This window comes from Nocardioides oceani (genome assembly GCF_030412965.1).
Taxonomy (GTDB): domain Bacteria; phylum Actinomycetota; class Actinomycetes; order Propionibacteriales; family Nocardioidaceae; genus Nocardioides; species Nocardioides oceani.
On the sequence record NZ_JAUHJQ010000097.1, the window covers coordinates 1 to 302 of the forward strand.

1 protein-coding gene is annotated in these 302 nt (G+C 51.0%); it reads right to left on the reverse strand.

Going from position 1 to position 302, the window contains the following annotated elements; translation table 11 throughout:
* Window positions 1-302 (reverse strand): hypothetical protein (locus tag QWY28_RS23415; protein ID WP_300955320.1); only part of this gene is annotated, 302 nt, incomplete at both ends.

Consider the following 302-nt stretch of genomic DNA (forward strand, 5'->3'; position numbering starts at 1 on the left):
GCAGTCAAATTAAGGTAGATCCCTAACTGTATCCTAACCGACAAGTCCAGATCTCGAATGCTGTTGATGTGCAGAGCCGCCAGTAACCTAGCCACTAGATCCTCGGTAAGCGGGCGTCCATTCGTCACCGCATCTACTATATCGTTAATGACCTCACTAAGGGCGTCCGTGATTGGCGTCACGAGGCGCAAAATGGATTCCAGTATCTTTGAGGTGAGTCTTAAAAGCCCGCCGATCGCTTCGACATCGATGGAGTGGTGGGTGCCCAAAGTGACCAGCAAAACGCTCAGCACAAAGGAAAC